Below are 19,516 nucleotides of genomic sequence, written 5' to 3'. Positions count from 1 at the left end.
ATGGGGTGAACCTAGCCGCGCGCGGCGTTCTCCTCAATGGCCGCGTTGATATCCGCGGCGAAGTGGGACACCTGGGTGTAGACACCCGGGTAGGCCGCGCGGCCGCACCCCACGCCCCAGCTGATGATGCCGACCTGCACCCAGCGCGCGCCGTCGCGGCGCAGCAGCGGGCCGCCCGAGTCGCCCTGGCAGCTGTCCTTGCCGCCGCGCTTGAGGTCGCCGGCGCAGATCATGTCCGAGTCGGTGAAGCTGTATCCGTGCGAGCGGTAGATCTTGCCGCAGGAGGCGTCGCCGATGAATGGCACCTGAACCTTGCGCAGGTATCGCTGCTGCGCACGGGAGCCCTCCCGGGTGGCGCCCCAGCCGACCGCGGTGAGCGTGCCGTTGTCCAGCCCGCCGCCGGAGGGCAGGGCGACCACCGGCACGTCGACGGCGCGGGACAGCCGGATCACGGCCCAGTCGTCACCGCGGGTCACGTCGGAGAAGCCGCGGGCCCGCCACACCTGGCTGCTGCGCACCTGGAACGTCTTGCGCGAGCCGAGATCGGCGGCGCCCGCGGTCACCGTGATCGACGAGTTGGACCCGGTGCGCCCCACACAGTGCGCGGCGGTCAGTACGTACTGGGTGCGCACCAGGGTGCCGGCGCAGCCGTTGTTCAGCCGCACCATCCACGGGAACTCGCCCGCGCCCGCGCGTGCTCCGCCGATCACCTCGACGTGCGGCGGATCCGCCGGTCTGGCCGCGGCGGGCGCCGCCACGCCCGCGGCCATCGCCGTCACGCACAGGAACAGCGCGAGAGCCCGCATCAGCATCCTCCGAGGTCGACGTGATGCCGATATTAGCTTGTTTGGGCGATTAATCCTTTATGTTGCGGAACCGCCCCGGCGTACCGTGGCCGTATCGCCCTTGCGCGCCACCGGCACGTGCTCGCCCGCCCGAGCCAGGCCGAAGGGTGGCATGTTGCCGTAGAGCACCTCGTAGCGGCCCGCGCTGACCAGGTAGGTCTCGTGCCAGATGCCCACGTCCCCGTTGCCGCCGACCACCTTGTTGAAGGCGCGCCAGGCCGGGTGGTGCGGCAGCGCGGCGTCCCGCGCGAACGCCTCCAACTGCTCGACGCTGCGCCAGTACTGGATGGTCAGCGGGCCGCGCGGCGTGATCGCGTACTCCGCCGCGAGCAGGCCGAGCTCCGGGCGCTGGGCGAGCACCCGCAGCATGCGAGGCATCGCGGTGAACGCGCCCCACCACTTGTGGACCTTCCAGGGCTTGTTGAACCGCATGCCGATCAGGAAGACCACGAAATCGCCCTCGATGTCGGCCGACATGCGGCCCGGAACCACGGCTGGCATGACTCCCCCTCTGCCTAGTGGATAGCATCACTATCCACTATCCGATTGGGTATCGTCAACCGCGATGAGGATTTCCGAGCTGAGCCGCGGCAGCGGCGTGTCGCTGCCCACGGTCAAGTACTACCTGCGCGAGGGGCTGCTGCCGCCCGGCCGGGCGATGGGCCGCAACCAGGCCGAATACGGCGACGCGCATCTGCGCCGGCTGCGCCTGATCCGGGCCCTGATCGATGTCGGCAACCTCAGCGTGGCCGGGGTGCGCCAGGTGCTGCAGGCCGTGGACGACGCCGAGCTGCCCGGTCACGACCTGCTCGGCACCGCGCACGAGGCGGTCGCGGGCTCGCCGCGCGCCGATCGCAGCACATCGGGCTGGCAGGCGGCCCGCGCCGAGGCCGCCCGGATCGTGGCCGACCGGGGCTGGCTCGTGCACGAGCGCGCAGCCGCGCTGGACCAGCTCGCCGACGCCATAGCGGCGCTGCGCGAACTCGGCCAGGAGGACATGCTGGCGATGGTCGACGGCTACGCCGAGGCCACCGAGCGGCTGGCCGTGCAGGAGGTCGGCCTCGTGCTGGCGCGCGGCGACCGGGCCGCCATGGTCGAGGGCGTGGTCACCGGCACCGTGCTCGGCGAGGCGGTGCTCACCGCGCTGCGCCGGCTGGCCCAGGAACACACCAGCGCCGGCCTCACCGAACCCGGCTGACGGGTCAGTACCAGCCGATGTCCTCGGAGTGCTGCCAGGCCTTGCACGGGGTGCTGTAGCGCTTCTTGATGTAGTCCAGGCCCCACTTGATCTGCGTGGCGGGGTTGGTCTGCCAGTCGTCGCCGAACTTGGCCATCTTGTCGCCGGGCAGTGACTGCGGGATGCCGTACGCCCCGGAGCTCTTGTTGTGGGCCTTGTGGTTCCAGCCGGACTCGCGGGTCCACAGCTTGTTCAGGCAGGCCATCTGGGTGAGGTCCATCCCGGCGGCCAGCACCAGCGCGCACCCGATCGCGCGGTTGCCGCTGAACTCCTGGCAGCTCTTGGGGATGGGCCCGAAGTTGACCGTGGTGCGGGTGGCGCCACGGCGACTGGCCTCCTTCTCCACCGCGGCGGCGCGGGCCGCGGCGGCCTTGGCCTCGGCCGCGGCGCGGTCCTTGGCCTCGGCGAGGAGTTGGTGCTGCTGCAGGGTGAGCGCGGCCGACTCGGCCTGCGCGACGATCTGCGCCTGGTGGCCCGAGGTGAGAGTGTCGGCCTGCCACTGCTCGGTCTCGTCGAGCCGCATCGCACCGGCGACCCCGCCGAGCAGGGTCAGCACGGCGAGCGTGCGCACGATCAAGCGGCCGGTCGCGGGGTGCGCCCGTCGGTGGGCGCGGCGTTGCCGGGACACTGAAGATCCTCTCGGCGGCGGGGGCCCCGGTCCGTCCCGCGTGCAGGGGTTGGACGGTCCCGGGGAAGCGCCGTGCCGGGCAACCGGAACGCCACACGGCGGCCGAGGGGACGGCACGCCGGACACCCCGGATGCAAGGGCGCTCGATGCCACCCTGACGCAGTGGACCGGGGCCTGTCGTCGCCCGGCTGGGCGACTGTGGCCCCGGTCACACTCCATAGAGTGTCAAATCAGGACGGACTCACTCCTCCAGGAGGTCGGTCACCACCTCGGCGATGGCGGAGCGCTCGGACCGGGTCAGGGTCACGTGCGCGAAGAGCGGATGCCCCTTGAGGGTCTCGATGACCGCGGTGACGCCGTCGTGCCGGCCCACCCGCAGGTTGTCCCGCTGCGCCACGTCGTGGGTGAGCACCACCCGCGAACCGGAGCCGATGCGCGACAGCACGGTGAGCAGCACGCCGCGCTCCAGCGACTGCGCCTCGTCGACGATGACGAACGCGTCGTGCAGGCTGCGGCCGCGGATGTGGGTCAGCGGCAGCACCTCGAGCATGCCGCGGTGCAGCACCTCGTCGCGCACGTTGTCGTGCACCAGCGCGCCGAGGGTGTCGAACACCGCCTGCGCCCACGGCGACATCTTCTCCGCCTCGCTGCCCGGCAGATAGCCCAGCTCCTGGCCGCCGACGGCGTACAGCGGGCGGAACACGATGACCTTCTTGTGCTTGCCCCGCTCCATCACCTGCTCGAGCCCGGCGCACAGGGCCAGCGCCGACTTGCCGGTGCCGGCCCGGCCGCCCAGCGAGACGATGCCGATGCTGTCGTCGAGCAGCAGGTCCAGCGCGATGCGCTGCTCCGCCGAACGCCCGCGCAGCCCGAACGCCTCGCGGTCGCCGCGGACCAGCCGCACCGTCTTGTCCGTGTGCACCCGCCCCAGCGCCGAACCGCGGCCCGCGTGCAGGATGAGTCCCGTATGGACGGGCAGCCCCGCCGCCTCGTCATGGTCGATGCCGTCCCCGGCATACAGCGCGGTCATCTCCGCGTCCGACAGGTCCACCTCCGCAAGCCCGGACCAGGTCGGATCCACCGCCTGGTCATGCCGGTACTCGTCGGCCGCCAGGCCCACCGCGGCGGCCTTGACCCGCAGCGGCATGTCCTTGCTGACCAGGGTCACCTGCTGCCCGTCCGCCGCGAGACCGAGCGCCACCGACAGGATGCGGGCGTCGTTCGTGTCGTTGCGGAAACCACTGGGCAGCAGCTGCGGATCCGTGTGGTTGAGCTCCACCCGCAGCGTTCCGCCGGCGTCGTTCACCGGCAGCGGCACGTCCAGCCTGCCGTGCTTGACCCGCAGGTCGTCGAGCAGCCGCAGCGACTGCCTGGCGAACCAGCCGAGTTCCGGGTGGTGCCGCTTGCCCTCCAGCTCGGAGATGACCACGAGCGGCAGCACGACGTTGTGCTCGGAGAAGCGGCGGATCGCAGCCGGATCAGCCAGCAGCACGGAGGTGTCGAGTACGTACGTTCGTATCGGGACATCGACCATGACTCACGCTAACCGCAAGAAACCCGTTTGGCCAGCATGTCTTCGCGATCTGTCCGACGATCCGCCGATCCTGGCATCACCCGGTCGGGGGATGCCGAAAGAGATCGCCGCTCGCGTTACGCAGTCGCAGGGTCACTGCGAGTCGTGAAACGAGCGGCGATCGGAGTGCCTAGTACCAGCTGACGTCCTGGAAGTGCGACCACGCGCCGGCGGGCGTCTTGTACCGGTTCTTGATGTAGTCCAGACCCCACTTGATCTGCGTGGCGGGGTTGGTCTTCCAGTCGTCGCCGAACTTCGCCATCTTGCTGCCGGGCAGCGCCTGCGGGATGCCGTACGCCCCGGAGCCGGAGTTCTCGGCCTTGTGGTTCCAGCCGCTCTCGTGGTCCCACAGCTTCACCAGCGGGCTCATCTGGCTGTACGCGAACCCGAAGCTGGGCAGCAGCTTGCACGCGGTCAGCTGGTTGCCGCTGAAACCCTTGCAGGAGGACGGCGTGGGCGTCGTGGCGGTGCGGGTGACGGCCGGCTTGGGCGTGGCCTTGACCGTGGACGGCAGGTGCGCCTTGGGCGTCGCGAGCCGGGTCGGGCTCACGCTCGGCGTCGGCGTGGCGCTGGCGCTCGGCGTCGGCGTGGCGTCGAGGCGGCTGTAGTCGCGGCTGGCGGCGTCGGCCTCGGCCGCACGGGCCGCGGCCAGGTCGGCGGCGACGGATGCGGGGGCGTTGTTCCCGGCGAGGCCGTAACCGACCGCGCCGAGGACGGCGGCGCAGAGCACGCCGATCGCGATCTTTCGGGAGTGGACGGCCAGCAGCCGGGCCGGGCCGCTGCGCTGTCGGATTTCACGGTGGCGGCCCAGCAGAGGGTCACGGGGTGTCGACACGAGTCGGTCCCTTCGTAGGGGGTTGCCGCGCCTCAGGGGGGAGGAAGGCGCTGGTCAGGGACCCTGCCGGGTTTTCCGGCGACGTGCCAAGTCCGTCACGTGGATCGTGAAACAGGTCACAATTTCAACGGGAGCGCAGGTGGAAGAGGGGAAGGAATCGGACTCGGGCTATGGGTGGAAAACCCTGAGCCTCACGCGCCGAAGCGGCGCTGGCGGCCGGCGTAGGCCCGCAGCGCGCGCAGGAAGTCCACGTGCCGGAAGTCCGGCCAGTTCAGCTCGCAGAAGTAGAACTCCGAGTGCGCCGACTGCCACAGCAGGAAGCCGGACAGCCGCTGCTCCCCGCTGGTCCTGATGATCAGATCCGGGTCGGGCTGGCCGCGGGTGTAGAGGTGCTCGGCGATGTGCTCGACGTCGAGCTTCTCCGCCACCTCCTCCAGGGTCGCGCCCGCCTTCGCGTGCTCCTGCAGCAGCGAGCGCACCGCGTCGGCGATCTCCCGGCGGCCGGTGTAGCCCACCGCGATGTTGACGTGGGCGCCGTCGCGGCGGCCCGCGGTGCGCTCCTGGGCCGCCTTCAGCGCGGCGGCCGTGTCGGCGGGCAGCAGGTCGAGCGCGCCCACCATGCGCAGCTGCCAGGGGTTGCCGTCCTCGGCCAGCTCGGTGCTCAGGTCCTCGATGATCTGCAGCAGCGGGTCCAGCTCGGCGGCCGGGCGGCGCAGGTTGTCGGTGGCCAGCAGGTACAGCGTGACGTGCGCGATGCCGGCCTCGTCGCACCAGCGCAGCAGCTCCTTGATCCGCGCCGCGCCGACCCGGTGGCCGTCGTTGGGGTCCACGTAGCCCATGTCGCGCGCCCAGCGGCGGTTGCCGTCGCACATGACGCCGACGTGCCGGGGCCGCGGCTTGCCCGCCAGCAACTGGGTGAGGCGGCGTTCATATACGGAGTAGACGAGGTCGCGGAGTTTCATCCTGCGCAGCCTAACGCCGCCGACGCAGATCAGCGCGGCTGCCAGGCGTCCGGGACCGTGGTCAGATCTCGGACGGCCTCCGGCAGCTGGCCGGTCACGGCCTGGGCGAGGGTCACCTCATCGACGACGCCGCGCACGGCGGACCGCACGGCGACCCAGACCAGGGGTAGATGGGTGGAGGTGCCGGTGTAGCTGGTCTGCTCGGGGCGGTGCCCGCGCACACCCGCCAGCGGCCCGTCCACGGCCCTGAGCACCATGCCGATGGTCACCTCGGCGGGCGGCGAGCTGAGGCTGTAGCCGCCGTCGGCGCCCCGGACAGCGTGGATCACCCCACTGCGGCGCAGATCGGCGAGGACCGCCTCGAGGAACTTGCGCGGCAGGCTCTGAGCGTCCGCGAGGGCCTGTGCCGAGATGGTGGCCGGGTACGCGTTGGCCAGCTCCAGAGCGGCCCGGACCGCATAGTCGCCTCTAGCCGAGATCTGCACACCCCCATGATGCCCGCAGGCCCCCCGACTCCGCCGGGGGGCCTGCGTGACTGTGCCAAGATCGTGACGATCTTGCGCGAACTGTTGAGGATTCGTCCGTTTAAGGTGTGTCATCCCCACAGTTCACGCAAGATCGTCGCCTCAGAGGGTTACTCGGTGACGTTGAGGCGGGCTTTGAGGGCGTCGAGCTCGGACCAGAGGACGGCGGGGAGCTTGTCGCCGAACTTGTCGAACCACTCGGTGATCTGGGGGATTTCGGCGGCCCACTCGTCCTGGCGGACTTCGAGGGCGAGTTCGACGTCGGCGGCGGGCTGGTCGAGGCCGGTGAGGTCGAGGTCCTCGACGCGGGGGACGAAGCCGACGGGGGTTTCGACCGCGCCGGCCTCGCCTTCGAGGCGCTCGACGACCCACTTGAGGACGCGGGAGTTCTCGCCGAATCCGGGCCACAGGAAGCGGCCGTCGTCACCGCGGCGGAACCAGTTGACGTAGAAGATCGAGGGCAGCTTGTCGGCGTTGCCGTCGACACCCTTGCCCATGGCGATCCAGTGGCGGAAGTAGTCGCCCGCGTTGTAGCCGATGAACGGCAGCATCGCCATCGGGTCGCGGCGCACCACGCCGACCTGGCCGACCGCGGCCGCGGTGGTCTCGGACGACAGCGTCGCGCCCTGGAAGACGCCGTGCACCCAGTCGCGGGCCTGGCTGACCAGCGGGATCGTGGTCTTGCGGCGACCGCCGAAGAGGATCGCCGAGATCGGCACGCCCTTCGGGTCGTCGTACTCCGGCGCCAGGATCGGGCACTGCGTGATCGGGGTGCAGAAGCGCGAGTTCGGGTGGCTGGAGACCTGGTCGGAGTCCGGGGTCCAGTCGTTGCCGTGCCAGTCGGTGAGGTGGGCCGGGGGCTCGCCCATGCCCTCCCACCAGATGTCGTTGTCGTCGGTGCGGGCCACGTTGGTGAACAGCGAGTTGCCGGCGGCGAGCGTACGCATCGCGTTCGGGTTGGTCTTCCAGTCGGTGCCCGGCGCCACGCCGAACAGGCCGTACTCGGGGTTCACCGCGTACAGGCGGCCGTCCTCGCCGAACCGCATCCAGGCGATGTCGTCGCCCAGGGTCTCGACCTTCCAGCCGGGGATGGTCGGCTCCAGCATGGCGAGGTTGGTCTTGCCGCACGCCGACGGGAACGCCGCGGCGATGTAGTGCACCTTGCCGGCCGGGTTGGTCAGCTTGAGGATCAGCATGTGCTCGGCGAGCCAGCCCTCGTCGCGGCCCATCACACTGGCGATGCGCAGCGAGTAGCACTTCTTGCCCAGCAGCGAGTTGCCGCCGTAGCCGGAGCCGAACGACCAGATCTCGCGGCTCTCCGGGAAGTGGGAGATGTACTTGGTCGTCGAGCACGGCCACGGCACGTCGGCCTGGCCCGGCTCGAGCGGCGCGCCGACCGAGTGCAGCGCCGGCACGAAGTCCGCCGTCTCACCCATCGCCTCGAGCACCTGGGTGCCCATCCGGGTCATGATGCGCATGCTGGCCACGACGTACGCCGAGTCGGTGATCTCGACACCGAACATGGGGTTCTCCGCGTCGAGCGGGCCCATGCAGAACGGGATGACGTACATGGTGCGGCCGCGCATGCAGCCCCGGTACAGCTCGGTCATGAGCTGCTTCATCTCGGACGGGGCCATCCAGTTGTTGGTCGGGCCCGCGTCGGCCTCGTCCACGGAGCAGATGAAGGTGCGCTCCTCGACCCGGGCCACGTCCGACGGGTCGGTGCGTGCCCAGAAGGAGTTCGGCCGCTTGACCGGGTCCAGGCGGACCAGGCTGCCCGCGGTGACGAGTTCTGCGGTGAGGCGCGTCCACTCGTCCTCGGAGCCGTCGCACCACACGACGCTGTCCGGTGTGGTGAGCTCTGCGATCTGGCGCACCCAGGCGAGCAGCTTCGGGTGCGAGGTCGGATGCTGGTCAAGCCCTGCGATGACTGCCGGCGCGGTCATGGAGTTCTCCTCGTGGTCGTCTTTGACCGACGGATACGACTGACCACGGCCAGGTGGCCGCGAGTCGTCCGGGATGTGGCCTCAGCGTAAGCCCGGTTTGTTGCCTGAGACCCTTCCCGCCTTGTGAATAAGTGCACAAGCGTCGGCCCGGGTGCTTCATCGCGCACGATTCTTCGGCCGATCGCGCACGATTCCGCAAATCCCGTTTTTGATCAAGCAGCGTCCGCGTCGCGCGACGGCCCTGACGCGTGCGAGCCCGGTCACTTCCTTCCCCTTACCCGTTCCGGGCTCGGGCGAACGCAGCTATCGCGACTTCATCATGAGCTCCGCATATTCCGCAAATCGGGTGATTGGTCTAACGTCCCTAGCAGCCGGCGAAACCGTGACATTCCCCCCGGAGGCGGCCGTGACCAGTGCGTTTTACCCTGCCCAGGATCAGTCCACCGACCCGCAGAGCGATCCACAACTCATCTCTCTCGTCCGCGGCGGCGACACCGACGCGTTCGGGCTGCTCTACGAACGCCATCTCGAATCGGCACGGCGGCTGGCGCGGGTGCTCAGCACCGACCACGCCGACGCCGACGACCTGATCGCCGACACCTTCGCCAAGGTGCTGACGGTGCTGCGCAACGGCGGCGGGCCGGACACCGCCTTCCGGGCGTACCTGCTCACCACCATGCGGCACACCCGCTACGACCGGGCCCGGCGCGAGCGCCGCGTCGAGCTCACCGACGACCTCACCCGCTACGAGACCGCGGAGCCCGTCGACGACCCGACCATCTCCCGGCTGGAGACGTCGTACGCGGCCCGCGCCTTCAACCGGCTGCCCGAACGCTGGCGGGCGGTGCTCTGGCACACCGAGGTGGAGGGCGAGAGCCCGTCCCAGGTCGCGCCGCTGCTCGGGCTCACCCCGAACGGCGTCGCCGCGCTGGCCTACCGAGCGCGGGAGCGGCTGCGCCAGATGTACCTGCAGGAACACATCGCGCTCACCGGCAACCCCCGCTGCCACTGGACCGGCTCGCACCTGGCCGGATACGTGCGGGCCGCGCTGGCCAAACGCGACCGCGGCAAGGTCGACGAGCACCTGTCCACCTGCGCCGAGTGCCGCCGCCTGCACCGCGAGCTGACCGAGGAGAACGCCGGCCTGCGCAGCGTCATCGCCCCCCTGTTACTGGGGGCCGCCGCGCCCGCGTACCTGGCGGGCGCGGGCAAGCTCGCGCTCGGCGGCTGGCTGGCCACCGCCTGGGGCGCGCTCGTGCTGTGGCGGCCGGAGGTCTGGGAGACGCTGGGCGGGCGGCTGGCCGCCGCGGCCGGGCTCGTCATCGCCGGTGGGCGGTGGCTGCTGGCCGCGCCCGGTCGCCTGATCAGCCGGTACGGCGGCGCGAGCATCGTCGCCGGGACCGGCGTGGGTATCGCGGCGCTCGCCGGGATCACCGTGTTCGTCGCGATGACGGCCACCCCCACGCCACCGGCCGCCCCGTCGCGGGCCGCACCGGTCCCGGTGCCGGTGCCGGCCGCGCCGCCGGTGTTCGTACCCCCGCTGCCGTCGCCTGCCGCGACCACGACCCGGCCATCGCCGTCGGCGCCCGGCCGCACCACGCAGGCCCCGGCGATCGCGCTGCCCCCGGCCCGGCCCGCGCCCGTCACCGTGCCCAAACCCCCACCCGTGGGGGCACCGGCCCCCGTGGCACCCGCACCCGTGGCACCCCCGGCCGAGCCGGACGCCCAGGTGTCCGCTCCGGAGTTCACCGAGGTCGACCTGGCGGCGGGCCGCGCGGGAACGCTGCCCATCCCGGTGCGCGCCTCCGCCGACGACCGCGCTGCCGTGCCGGACGCCGCCACCGACGCACCGGCCGACCGGCAGGGCGAAGACCCGATGGCGACCCCGGCGGCCGCTGCCCGGTTCCTGCCCGCCGCGTATCGGCTGCCCGGGCTCTCGGCGGCGGAAGCTGAGCCTGGCGAGCCCCCGGCGGCCGGGGCCGCCGCGCCGCCCGGGGCGGTGCGGATCGACGTGACGCTGCCCGCGGGCCTGCGGCTGGCCGGGACCGGGGCCGGGGACGGCTGGCAGTGCGAGGCGACCGCCACGGGCGCGTCCTGTGACCGGCCGCGGTGGAAGAAGGGCGCCCGGTCGGTGGCCCGGCTGCCCGTGCTGGCCGACGCCTCGGTCAGCGGCTTCCAGGAGGTCGGCGTCGCCGCAACGTACGGGCAGCGACGTAGCGCGACCGTGTTCCGGGTGCCCGTCGCGCCGTCCGGCCTGCGCCTCGGGCACGCCGCCCGCGGCCGGGTCGACGTCGCGCTGGCGGGCAGCACCCTGCTGTCCTGCCGCCCGCGCCCGCTGTGCCTGCTCGGCACGGACAACAACGTGCTGGACATGTCTCCACTGCTGCCCGCGTTCGGCGAACCGGCCGCACCCGACGGCCTGCTGGACGAGCAGGGGCCGGCCGGGCCGAAGGGGCCGATCACGGAACTCGCCGGGGAGAAGGCGGCCAGCGGAGCCCGGCTGGAGCTGCCGGACCGCGCCAAGGTGCGCTGGGCCGGGCTGGTGGTCGCCGCGTCCGCGGCGGAGCTGCCCGCGCTGGTCGTGCTGCACGGCCCGAAGGGGGCCTGGCAGCCGGTGGAGGTGCGGTTCGGGCACGCCGAGTCGGGTGCGTCGCTCACTCAGGGCTTCGCCGACGTGACCAGGCTGCTCCGCAAGGGCGGCGGCGGGGACTGGTGGCTGGCCGCCCCGGCCGAGCGGCTGCCGCGCGGGAAGAAGCAGTTCGCGGGCTGGACGCTGGCGGTGGTGTACGAGCACGGAGACACCCCCCGCGGCGAGGCCGCGGTCTACCTCGGCCCCCGTACCGGGCGCGGCGACGCGGCCACCACGGTCGGACTGGGCGGCGCGGGACCGGTCCGGGTGGGCCTCGCCCTCTGGGACGGCGACCTCGCGCTGACCGGCGACGAGCTGCTCATCGACGGCTCCCCGGCGGGCGCGCCGGGCAACCTCGGCGGCGGCCGCAACGCCGGTGCCGCGGCCCTGGCCTGCCGGACCGTGCCCGGCCTGTGCCCCTGGCGCACCCCCGGGCTGGACGTGCTCTGGGCGTCCGGCAAGGCTCCCGCCGGCAGCATCGCCGAGCTGCGCATGGGCGGAGATCCGATGGAGGTCGGCGTGCTCGCGGTGATCACCGGGCCGGTTCGCACGGCGGGTCCGGGCGCGGCGACACGGTAGGCTCGCGGGGTGACCCCCGAGACGCCGACCGCGCCGCCCGCCTCAGCACTGCCGCTGCGGCTCGTCGCGCAGTTCCGGCACCTGATCCACGAGCTGGGCAAGTTCGGCGCCGTCGGCGGTGCCGCGTACATCGTCGACTTCGCCGTGTTCAACCTGCTGCGGTCGCCCACCGGCCCGCTGGCCGCCGCGGCGATCTCGACCGTGGTCGCCGCCACCGGCGCGTTCTTCGGCAACCGCTACTGGACCTGGCGTGACCGCGAGCGCTCCAGCCTGACCAGGGAATACCTGCTCTACTTCTTCTTCAATCTGGTCGGCCTGGGCATCACGCTCGCCGTGGTGTGGCTGAGCCACGACGTGCTGGGCGGTATGTGGCCCGGGGTCTTCCACACCTGGCTCGCCGACAACGTCGCCAAGATGCTGTTCGGCACCGGCATCGCCAGCGTCTTCCGGTTCTGGGCATACCGCCGCTTCGTCTTCAACGGGGCGCCGGCTGCGGCGGCGCCCGCACCCGCCCGGGTGGGGTGAGCTCGCTTGCATTCGGAGTTGCGATACCGAGCCGTCCGCACCGACTCGCGTAAGGTGGCCCAGTGCGCCTTGACCTGACGATGCTCGATCGCCTGCTGCCCGAACGCCTGCGCAAGATGGGGCCCGAGGCCCTGAAGTTCGCCATCGTGGGCGGCGTGAACACCGTGGTCAACTTCGTGGTGCTGAACGCTCTGGTGCTGACGATCTTCCCGAAGGGGGAGCTCAAGGCCAACGTCGTGGCGACCATCGTGGCGATGGTCACGTCCTACCTGATGAACCGGCACTGGACCTACCGCGACCGGATGAGCCAGGCCATGGGCCGCGAGTTCATGCTGTTCGTGGTGTTCAACATCGCGGGCCTCGCCATCGAACTGGCCATCATGGGCGCCACCAAGTACGCCCTGGGCCTGCAGGGCCTGCTGGCGCTCAACGCGGCCAAGTTCCTGGGCCTCGTGCTCGGCACGCTGTTCCGCTTCTACACGTACCGCACCTTCGTGTTCGCCCCCGCGAACCAGGTGGCCGTCGCGGCCGGCGGCGTCGACGCCGACTTCGGCCCGGCGCACGTGCACGTCGACAGTGTCGAGGAGCTGGTCGACGCCGAGGCCGCCGCGAGCGCGCTGGCCGGTGTGCCGGTGCCCGCGCAGGTGCGCCCCGACGACTTCGCCCGGCTCACCGCCCCGCTCGAGGCGGAGTTCGCCGCCGAGCACCGGGCCGCCGAGCAGCTGGCCGCCCTGGACGCGGAGTTCACCGACACGGAGCTCGCCGAGGAGCTCACGCGGGCGAAGCCGCGCCCAGAGCGGTAGCCCGACTCACTGCGTCTCTTCGACCTTGGCCTGCTGCGCCGGGGTGACCGGCCGCCGCTCGTTGTCGTTGAAGGAGTGCGAGTCCCGGTCGGCCTCGACCAGCTCGTACAGCGTCGTCTGCACCTTCTCGACGTGCGGGATGTCGTTGAGCACCGACTGGCCGCGCTCGCCCGCCGACTCGATGGTCAGCGTGCCGCAGCCGAGCAGCCGCTCGATGAACTTCTGGCTCATCGCGTGGTCGTTCACCCGCGACAGCGGGATGTCCCGCCGGTCCCGCGAGAAGACACCGGTCTGCAGCAGCACGCGCTCGTTCGTCAGCACGTAGTGCGTGGTGCGCCAGACCAGCCAGGGCCAGAACGTCAGCCAGGCCACGGCCACCACGGCCAGGCCCGCCACGATGTAGACCAGGATCGCGTCGAGGTCGAAGAGCAGGGCGGTGATCACCGCCGCCACCGCCAGGACCAGGACCGTCACCGGCCGGATCATGGCCTTCCAATGGGGGTGCAGGTCGAGCACCACGCGCTCGTCTGCGGTCAACACGTCCTCGGGGAACGCCATCCGTGCCTCCTCGTTACAGCCTGCGATCAAACGCACGATTGTCCGCGAGCAGGGTAGTTCCACGAGGCGACGCCCGGCCATCCGCCATCGGTGCTCCGTCGGCAATCGGTCTGTTCGCCGGGCGAGCGGCCGCGAGCGGGCCGGACGTGCGGGTCGGACGAGCGGGTCGGACGAGCGGGCCGGACGTGCGGGTCGGACGCGGCGATGACGACCAGCCCTCCGCCGCAACCGGTCTGCTCCGCGCCGTCCACCGAGGTCGGCCGCAGGGCGGCAAGGAGACGGGCACCCGGCCTGAGGTCCGAGTGCCCGTCCTGGTCAACCGCCTGTCAACCGCCTGTCAAGCGACGATCTTGAAGGTAAGGGTGCGGGTGTTGTCCGCGGGGTCGACGTCGGGCGTGGTTTCCCAGTCGGGACCCCAGCTGACGCCGGACGTCGCCGTGATCGTGCCGTAGTCGCCGACGACCGCGTCCTCAGCGGCGGACACGATGAGGTCGAACGTGCGGGTCTCGCCCTGCATGAACTCGCCACCCGGAGCGGCGCACCCGGTGAAGCACGGCATGCCGCCGTCCGGGTCCGTGCCGTCGGCCCATACGCCGTCCGGCAGGCCGACCAGGTCGACCGGCACGTACTGGTGGGGGGCGTTGCCGCGCCAGGTCACGGTGACCGGCAGGCGGCCGCGGAACCGGCCGTCGGTGTCCTTCTTCAGCTTCAGGGCCTTGCCGACCTTCAGCGTGATGTTCGACCGGGTGTCCTGCACGAACGGCCGCGGATCGGCCACCGAGCCGGTCGTGCTGCGGAACAGCGCGGAGAACGGCGTCGTGGGACCGGAGGTCCCGTCGTTGTGGAGGACGCCGATCTCACCGCCGAGCGCCTCCATCGCGTACTTGCGCGTCTTGCTCAGCACCCGGAACGTCGAGTCGACCCGGCGCTCCTCGCCCGGCGCGAGTTGGCTCCCGATGCCGCAGGTGATGGTGCGGCGGCCGTCCGCGTTCCAGTTCCAGAAGCAGACATCGTCGATCTCGATCTTCTGCCAGGAGTTGGCGACCGGCTCGACGATGGAGATGCTCAGCCAGGCCGGCTCCGTGCCGGTGTTCGTCACGGTCGTGGCGAGCGTGCCCGCGTAGCCGCGATCCGTCGGTTCCAGGACGAGGCTGCCGATGGACACGGACGCGGACGTCGCCTCGGCGGCGCTCGCCACGGCCGGCGTCGCGAGCGTGCCGACACCCACCGCCATCATCGTGGCGATACCGAGCAGCGCCCGGCGTCTTCCGTTGGTCATGATTTCCTCCCGTGAGGTCGATGCGAATACTCGCATCAACAACTTCACGTTCGAGATCCCGTTTCCGGATGCAGGGTCGGCAGGATTGACCACGAACCGTTGACCCGCACCGGGCGGCGGAGCGCTCGGCCCGAATCGTTGCCAGACCTCGACTTCGGAGGGTCAGCGCAGGTGGACGACGTCGCCGGCGGCGACCGGGTGATCGCCCGTCGCGGTCCGCACGACGAGACGGCCGTCGGAGTCGACCGTCACCGCCGCACCGGTCATGGCCGTGGCGCCACCGGGCAGGATCACCGACACCTGCCGTCCGAGGGTCGCGCACATCCGCAGGTACGCGTCGCGCAAGCCGCTTTTGTCCGGGTCACCGCCCGCCGCCTGCCACACGTCATAGTGCGCGCCCAGCCGCTCCAGCAGCGCCGCCAGCAGTGCGGTCCGGTCGGCCTCGGCCGCGCCGGCCAGCAGCAGCGAGGTCGCGGGCAGGCCGGTCGGGGTGTCCGGCAGTTCGTCGGCCCCCAAACTCACGTTCAGCCCGATGCCGATCACCACCGCGCCGGGCACCGGCACCTCGGCCAGCAGCCCCGCACACTTACGCCCACCGATCAGCAGGTCGTTGGGCCACTTCAGGGCGGGCTCCAGGCCCGTCACCGCACGCACCGCCTCGGCCAGCGCGACCCCGGCGAGCAGCGGAAGCCAGCCCCAGCCCGAGACGTCCGACGCGGGGCGAAGCAGCACGGACACGGCCAGCCCGGCGCGCGGCGGGGACACCCAGGTGCGGCCGAGCCGGCCCCGCCCGGCCGTCTGTGACTCGGCGGTGACGACCAGGCCCTCCGCCGCGCCCTCCCGCGCAGCCACGGCGGCGTCGGCGTTGGTGGAGCCGGTCTCCGCCCTCATCTCGACGCGCCAGCGCGGCAGCGCCGCGAGGGGGGCCGGGTCCAGCGGCAGCCTGCTCATGTCCACCGCAGGAGCGTATCCGCCGCCGGTCAGCCTGCGTGGCGGGCGCGCACCGGCGTGGCGTCGTCGGGGACGGTCATCGGGCCGAGCCATTCCGGGAGCACGATCTCGGTGTCCCCCGGCTCGGTCGACACCCGCCGCCCGCGCTGGATGCTCTCCACCCGGTGATGGCGCACCGGCACCCGGTCGGATCCGGGCTCGGCCCGCCGAGCGGCAGGACGCGGCTTCAGCGGCACCACGGGGCTGGGCCTGCCGGCCGGCACCCGCTCGCCGCGACCCGACGGCCCGGCCGGATCCGGCAGAGCCGAGGGCGAGCCCCCGACCGGATCCCGCAGAGCCGAAGGCGCGACCCCCACCGGTGTCTCGAGGACCCTGGTCCGCGTACCGGCCGGTGCGGTCGGCGCCGGAGCGATCCGCGGGATCATGGTGGTCACGTCCCCCGGAACGGAGCCGCCCGCCACGGCGCCGGGCACTGCGGCCCCGACCCCGCGCACCGGCTTGGGCCGGCGCGCGGCCGTACCGCCCACCGCCACGGCCCCGCTCGGCGTCGGCACACCGCCCGCCACCGCGGCCCCGGTCACCGCCGCCGCCCCGGTCACCGCCGCGGCCCTGGTCACCGCCGCGGCCCTGGTCCCTGTCGCGGCCCGCCGCGGTCCGGGACGCGGACGGGCCGGCGGAAACCCGCCCTTGGCGGGCGGGTCGACCTCCTCGCGGTCGCGGTCGTCCGACTGCCACGGCCGCACCACGGCAAGCACCGTAAAGCCGCCTACCAGCAGCAGCACCCCGAACATCGTCACAACAATCTCAACGATTCGCCCGAACCGGACGAAACGAACGACCCGAACGACCCGAACGACGCATGATCACGACGATCTTGCGCGAACTGCTACCCATTCGTCCGATACGAGTGTGTCGTACCCACAGCCCGCGCAAGATCGTCGCGGCAAGGGGCGGTGTGGTGTAGATGACTGAACGGGGGTTCAGGTGGGTTATAGAGTCCGGGGCGTGACTACTACGGTGCCGGATAGTGGCCGGGTCGATGGCAGGACGACGGCGGGCAAGCTCGCGGACTTCGAGCGGCGGGTCGAGGAGGCCGTGCACGCCGGGTCGGCGCGGGCGGTGGAGAAGCAGCATGCGCGGGGCAAGAAGACTGCTCGGGAGCGGATCGCGATGCTGCTCGACGAGGGGTCGTTCGTGGAGCTCGACGAGCTGGCGCGGCACCGGTCGACGGCGTTCGGGCAGGAGCGCAACCGGCCGTACGGCGATGGCGTCGTCACCGGGTACGGGACCGTGGACGGGCGGCCGGTGTGCGTGTTCGCGCAGGACTTCACCGTGTTCGGCGGGTCGCTGGGCGAGGTGTTCGGCCAGAAGATCGTCAAGGTGATGGATCTGGCGATGAAGACGGGGTGCCCGGTGGTCGGGATCAACGACTCCGGTGGCGCGCGGATCCAGGAGGGCGTGGTCTCGCTCGGGCTGTACGGGGAGATCTTCTTCCGCAACGTGCGAGCCTCCGGCGTGATCCCGCAGATCTCGCTGGTGATGGGGCCGTGCGCGGGCGGTGCGGTGTACTCCCCCGCGGTCACCGACTTCACCGTGATGGTCGATCAGACCTCGCACATGTTCATCACGGGGCCGGACGTCATCAAGACGGTCACCGGCGAGGACGTGGCCATGGAGGAGCTGGGCGGCGCGCGCACCCACAACACCAAGAGCGGCAACGCGCACTACCTGGCCAGTGACGAGCAGGACGCGGTCGACTACGTGAAGGCGCTGCTGGCGTACCTGCCGAGCAACAACCTGGACGCCCCGCCGGTCTGGCCGGTCGCGGCGGACCTCGCCACGAGCGACGCCGACACCGAGCTGGACACGCTGATCCCGGACTCGGCCAACCAGCCCTACGACATGCACTCGGTGCTGGAGTCGATCCTCGACGACGGCGAGTTCCTCGAGGTGCAGCCGCTGTACGCGCAGAACATCCTCACCGGCTTCGGCCGGGTCGAGGGCCGCCCGGTCGGCGTGGTCGCCAACCAGCCCATGCACTTCGCGGGCTGCCTGGACATCGCCGCGTCGGAGAAGGCCGCGCGCTTCGTGCGCACCTGTGACGCGTTCAACATCCCCGTGCTGACCTTCGTGGACGTGCCCGGCTTCCTGCCCGGCACGAGCCAGGAGTGGGACGGCATCATCCGCCGCGGCGCCAAGCTCATCTACGCGTACGCCGAGGCCACCGTCCCGAAGATCACCGTGATCACCCGCAAGGCGTACGGCGGCGCGTACGACGTCATGGGTTCCAAGCACCTCGGCGCGGACCTCAACTTCGCGTGGCCGACGGCGCAGATCGCGGTGATGGGCGCGCAGGGCGCGGTCAACATCCTCTACCGAGCGGAGCTGGCCGCGGCCGACGACCCGGTGACCCGCCGCGCCGAACTCATCAACGAGTACGAGGACGCCCTGGCCAACCCGTACGTGGCCGCCGAGCGCGGTTACGTGGACGCGGTGATCCGGCCGTCGGCGACCCGTGCGCACATCGTGCGGGGGCTGCGCACGCTGGCCGCCAAGCGGGAGACGCTGCCGCCCAAGAAGCACGGGAACATCCCGCTGTGACGGCGTCTATTAACCAATGAGTGACGGCCATGTGGCAGAACGTTCACGTCGACGGGTCGCTGTGTAACCATGTCGGGATGACCGTGCAGGAGCCTGCCGATCGTCACCTGCTGCCACGCCGGTACACGGTGCTGGTGGATGTGGGCTACCTGTACGCGGCCTCCGGTGAGCTGCTGCTCGGCACCTCGAACCGCTCGGAGTTCAAAGTGGACGCCGAGCGTATGATCCGCGCGCTCATGGGGCAGGCCGCGAGCTGCCTCGGTGCCGACCTGCTGCGGCTGTACTGGTTCGACGCGGCGCGCGACCGGGTGCCCACCATCGACCAGCGGGTCATCGCGCAGATGGCACAGGTCAAGCTGCGGCTGGGCAACCTGAACCTGCGCGGCCAGCAGAAGGGCGTGGACGCGCAGATCCGCAGCGACCTGGAGACGCTGGCCCGGCACCGCTCGGTCACCGACGCGGTGCTGGTCGCCGGGGACGAGGACATGCTGTCGGCGGTCGAGGCGGCGCAGAGCTACGGCGTGCGGGTGCACCTGTGGGGCGTCGAGCCGCCGTACGGCACCAACCAGGCCGAGCGGCTGGTGTGGGAGAGCGACACGGTGTACACGCTGGACGCGGAGTTCGTCCGGCCGTACTTCGCGGCGACCGGGCGGATCCGCACCCCCACGCCCGCCGAGGTGTTCTCCGGGCGGCCCGCGATCGCGCTGCCCGCCGCGCAGGTCTCGGCTCCTCCCGAGCCGCGCCCGGTGCCCCCGGCGCGGCGCGCCCACCCGCAGCCGCCGGACCGCCTGGAGATCGTCGAGATCGGCGAGTACGTGGCCCAGAAGTGGATCCTGACCCGGGGCCGTGACAACATCGGCGAGCTGCTGCCGGGTCCGCTGCTGCCCACGGTCATCGACAAGGAGCTGCTGGTGGAGGCGGAGAAGGAGCTGGGCATCTCGCTGCGCCCCTTCGAGAAGGCACGGTTGTGGGTCCGCGACGGCTTCTGGTCACGGGTGTATCGGGAGTTCGGCCTGGCCAGGCCGAACGGGGAGGGTTGAC

General features: G+C 71.6%; 18 protein-coding genes. 6 read left to right on the top strand and 12 right to left on the bottom strand.

What is annotated here, in order from left to right; all coding sequences use genetic code 11:
* Positions 1–11: 11 nt before the first annotated feature.
* Both FLL47_RS20885 and FLL47_RS20880 read right to left on the bottom strand, forming a co-directional pair.
* Positions 12–806 carry a S1 family serine peptidase gene (locus tag FLL47_RS20885; protein ID WP_144122216.1) on the bottom strand — a complete coding sequence of 265 codons (795 nt, stop codon included), beginning with the start codon at positions 804–806 and terminating at the stop codon, positions 12–14.
* Between the two features lie 57 nt (positions 807–863).
* A complete protein-coding gene (locus tag FLL47_RS20880; RefSeq protein ID WP_144122215.1) occupies positions 864–1,346 on the bottom strand; it encodes a DUF4188 domain-containing protein in 483 nt (160 codons plus the stop codon).
* Between the two features lie 64 nt (positions 1,347–1,410).
* Here FLL47_RS20880 and FLL47_RS20875 point away from each other — a divergent pair, with 64 nt between their 5' ends.
* Positions 1,411–2,043 (top strand): MerR family transcriptional regulator, encoded by a 633-nt coding sequence (locus tag FLL47_RS20875; protein WP_144122214.1) that lies wholly within the window; start codon positions 1,411–1,413, stop codon positions 2,041–2,043.
* 4 nt (positions 2,044–2,047) lie between these two features.
* Here FLL47_RS20875 and FLL47_RS20870 read toward each other — a convergent pair whose 3' ends face one another.
* The 6 genes from FLL47_RS20870 to FLL47_RS20845 form a co-directional block, all read right to left on the bottom strand.
* Positions 2,048–2,710, bottom strand: a complete 663-nt coding sequence (locus FLL47_RS20870; protein ID WP_246158325.1) for an aggregation-promoting factor C-terminal-like domain-containing protein — start codon at positions 2,708–2,710, stop codon at positions 2,048–2,050.
* A gap of 241 nt (positions 2,711–2,951) precedes the next feature.
* Positions 2,952–4,244 carry an RNA 5'-3' helicase PhoH2 gene (phoH2, locus tag FLL47_RS20865; protein WP_144122213.1) on the bottom strand — a complete coding sequence of 431 codons (1,293 nt, stop codon included), beginning with the start codon at positions 4,242–4,244 and terminating at the stop codon, positions 2,952–2,954.
* 169 nt (positions 4,245–4,413) lie between these two features.
* On the bottom strand, positions 4,414–5,118 hold the full coding sequence (locus tag FLL47_RS44145; protein ID WP_246158312.1) for an aggregation-promoting factor C-terminal-like domain-containing protein: 705 nt from the start codon (positions 5,116–5,118) through the stop codon (positions 4,414–4,416).
* A gap of 191 nt (positions 5,119–5,309) precedes the next feature.
* Positions 5,310–6,080, bottom strand: coding sequence for an isoprenyl transferase (locus FLL47_RS20855; RefSeq protein WP_144122212.1), 771 nt, complete (start codon positions 6,078–6,080; stop codon positions 5,310–5,312).
* Between the two features lie 29 nt (positions 6,081–6,109).
* The gene (locus FLL47_RS20850) at positions 6,110–6,565 is read right to left on the bottom strand and encodes an RrF2 family transcriptional regulator (RefSeq protein WP_144122211.1); all 456 of its coding nucleotides are present in this window, start codon (positions 6,563–6,565) and stop codon (positions 6,110–6,112) included.
* A gap of 149 nt (positions 6,566–6,714) precedes the next feature.
* Positions 6,715–8,550, bottom strand: coding sequence for a phosphoenolpyruvate carboxykinase (GTP) (locus FLL47_RS20845; RefSeq protein ID WP_144122210.1), 1,836 nt, complete (start codon positions 8,548–8,550; stop codon positions 6,715–6,717).
* A gap of 406 nt (positions 8,551–8,956) precedes the next feature.
* On the opposite strand from FLL47_RS20845, the gene FLL47_RS20840 reads away from it, so the two are divergent.
* From FLL47_RS20840 to FLL47_RS20830, 3 genes are all read left to right on the top strand, one after another.
* Positions 8,957–11,758, top strand: coding sequence for a sigma-70 family RNA polymerase sigma factor (locus FLL47_RS20840; RefSeq protein ID WP_186315812.1), 2,802 nt, complete (start codon positions 8,957–8,959; stop codon positions 11,756–11,758).
* Positions 11,759–11,767: 9 nt separating this feature from the next.
* The gene (locus FLL47_RS20835) at positions 11,768–12,283 is read left to right on the top strand and encodes a GtrA family protein (protein WP_144122208.1); all 516 of its coding nucleotides are present in this window, start codon (positions 11,768–11,770) and stop codon (positions 12,281–12,283) included.
* 80 nt (positions 12,284–12,363) lie between these two features.
* Complete coding sequence (locus tag FLL47_RS20830) at positions 12,364–13,086, top strand: GtrA family protein (RefSeq protein ID WP_144122379.1); 723 nt, start codon at positions 12,364–12,366, stop codon at positions 13,084–13,086.
* 6 nt (positions 13,087–13,092) lie between these two features.
* On the opposite strand, the gene FLL47_RS20825 is transcribed toward FLL47_RS20830, so the two are convergent.
* From FLL47_RS20825 to FLL47_RS20810, 4 genes are all read right to left on the bottom strand, one after another.
* The gene (locus FLL47_RS20825) at positions 13,093–13,644 is read right to left on the bottom strand and encodes a PH domain-containing protein (protein ID WP_144122207.1); all 552 of its coding nucleotides are present in this window, start codon (positions 13,642–13,644) and stop codon (positions 13,093–13,095) included.
* A gap of 337 nt (positions 13,645–13,981) precedes the next feature.
* Complete coding sequence (locus FLL47_RS20820; RefSeq protein ID WP_144122206.1) at positions 13,982–14,923, bottom strand: hypothetical protein; 942 nt, start codon at positions 14,921–14,923, stop codon at positions 13,982–13,984.
* 162 nt (positions 14,924–15,085) lie between these two features.
* Entirely contained in the window at positions 15,086–15,874 is a 789-nt protein-coding gene (locus tag FLL47_RS20815) for a biotin--[acetyl-CoA-carboxylase] ligase (RefSeq protein ID WP_144122378.1), read from the bottom strand.
* A gap of 29 nt (positions 15,875–15,903) precedes the next feature.
* Positions 15,904–16,665, bottom strand: a complete 762-nt coding sequence (locus FLL47_RS20810; RefSeq protein ID WP_144122205.1) for a hypothetical protein — start codon at positions 16,663–16,665, stop codon at positions 15,904–15,906.
* 226 nt (positions 16,666–16,891) lie between these two features.
* On the opposite strand from FLL47_RS20810, the gene FLL47_RS20805 reads away from it, so the two are divergent.
* Together FLL47_RS20805 and FLL47_RS20800 are read left to right on the top strand one after the other, a co-directional pair.
* Positions 16,892–18,475, top strand: coding sequence for an acyl-CoA carboxylase subunit beta (locus FLL47_RS20805; protein ID WP_144122377.1), 1,584 nt, complete (start codon positions 16,892–16,894; stop codon positions 18,473–18,475).
* A 77-nt stretch (positions 18,476–18,552) separates the two neighbouring features.
* Positions 18,553–19,515, top strand: a complete 963-nt coding sequence (locus FLL47_RS20800) for an NYN domain-containing protein (protein WP_144122204.1) — start codon at positions 18,553–18,555, stop codon at positions 19,513–19,515.
* Position 19,516: the final 1 nt, after the last annotated feature.

It is taken from the genome of Catellatospora sichuanensis, assembly GCF_007483665.1.
Lineage (GTDB): Bacteria > Actinomycetota > Actinomycetes > Mycobacteriales > Micromonosporaceae > Catellatospora > Catellatospora sichuanensis.
Note: the sequence above shows the minus strand (reverse complement) of the source record. Positions and strands in the feature narration are given on the sequence as shown.

What these genes read in the sequence shown, in the direction of transcription:
- FLL47_RS20845 (WP_144122210.1), bottom strand. Translation starts at nt 8,550, where the DNA reads ATGACCGCGCCGGCAGTCATCGCAGGGCTTGACCAGCATCCGACCTCG.
- FLL47_RS20880 (WP_144122215.1), bottom strand. Translation starts at nt 1,346, where the DNA reads ATGCCAGCCGTGGTTCCGGGCCGCATGTCGGCCGACATCGAGGGCGAT.
- FLL47_RS20855 (WP_144122212.1), bottom strand. Translation starts at nt 6,080, where the DNA reads ATGAAACTCCGCGACCTCGTCTACTCCGTATATGAACGCCGCCTCACC.
- FLL47_RS20815 (WP_144122378.1), bottom strand. Translation starts at nt 15,874, where the DNA reads ATGAGCAGGCTGCCGCTGGACCCGGCCCCCCTCGCGGCGCTGCCGCGC.
- FLL47_RS20825 (WP_144122207.1), bottom strand. Translation starts at nt 13,644, where the DNA reads ATGGCGTTCCCCGAGGACGTGTTGACCGCAGACGAGCGCGTGGTGCTC.
- FLL47_RS20830 (WP_144122379.1), top strand. Translation starts at nt 12,364, where the DNA reads ATGCTCGATCGCCTGCTGCCCGAACGCCTGCGCAAGATGGGGCCCGAG.
- FLL47_RS20820 (WP_144122206.1), bottom strand. Translation starts at nt 14,923, where the DNA reads ATGACCAACGGAAGACGCCGGGCGCTGCTCGGTATCGCCACGATGATG.
- FLL47_RS20885 (WP_144122216.1), bottom strand. Translation starts at nt 806, where the DNA reads ATGCGGGCTCTCGCGCTGTTCCTGTGCGTGACGGCGATGGCCGCGGGC.
- FLL47_RS20875 (WP_144122214.1), top strand. Translation starts at nt 1,411, where the DNA reads ATGAGGATTTCCGAGCTGAGCCGCGGCAGCGGCGTGTCGCTGCCCACG.
- FLL47_RS20800 (WP_144122204.1), top strand. Translation starts at nt 18,553, where the DNA reads ATGACCGTGCAGGAGCCTGCCGATCGTCACCTGCTGCCACGCCGGTAC.
- phoH2 (WP_144122213.1), bottom strand. Translation starts at nt 4,244, where the DNA reads ATGGTCGATGTCCCGATACGAACGTACGTACTCGACACCTCCGTGCTG.
- FLL47_RS20810 (WP_144122205.1), bottom strand. Translation starts at nt 16,665, where the DNA reads ATGTTCGGGGTGCTGCTGCTGGTAGGCGGCTTTACGGTGCTTGCCGTG.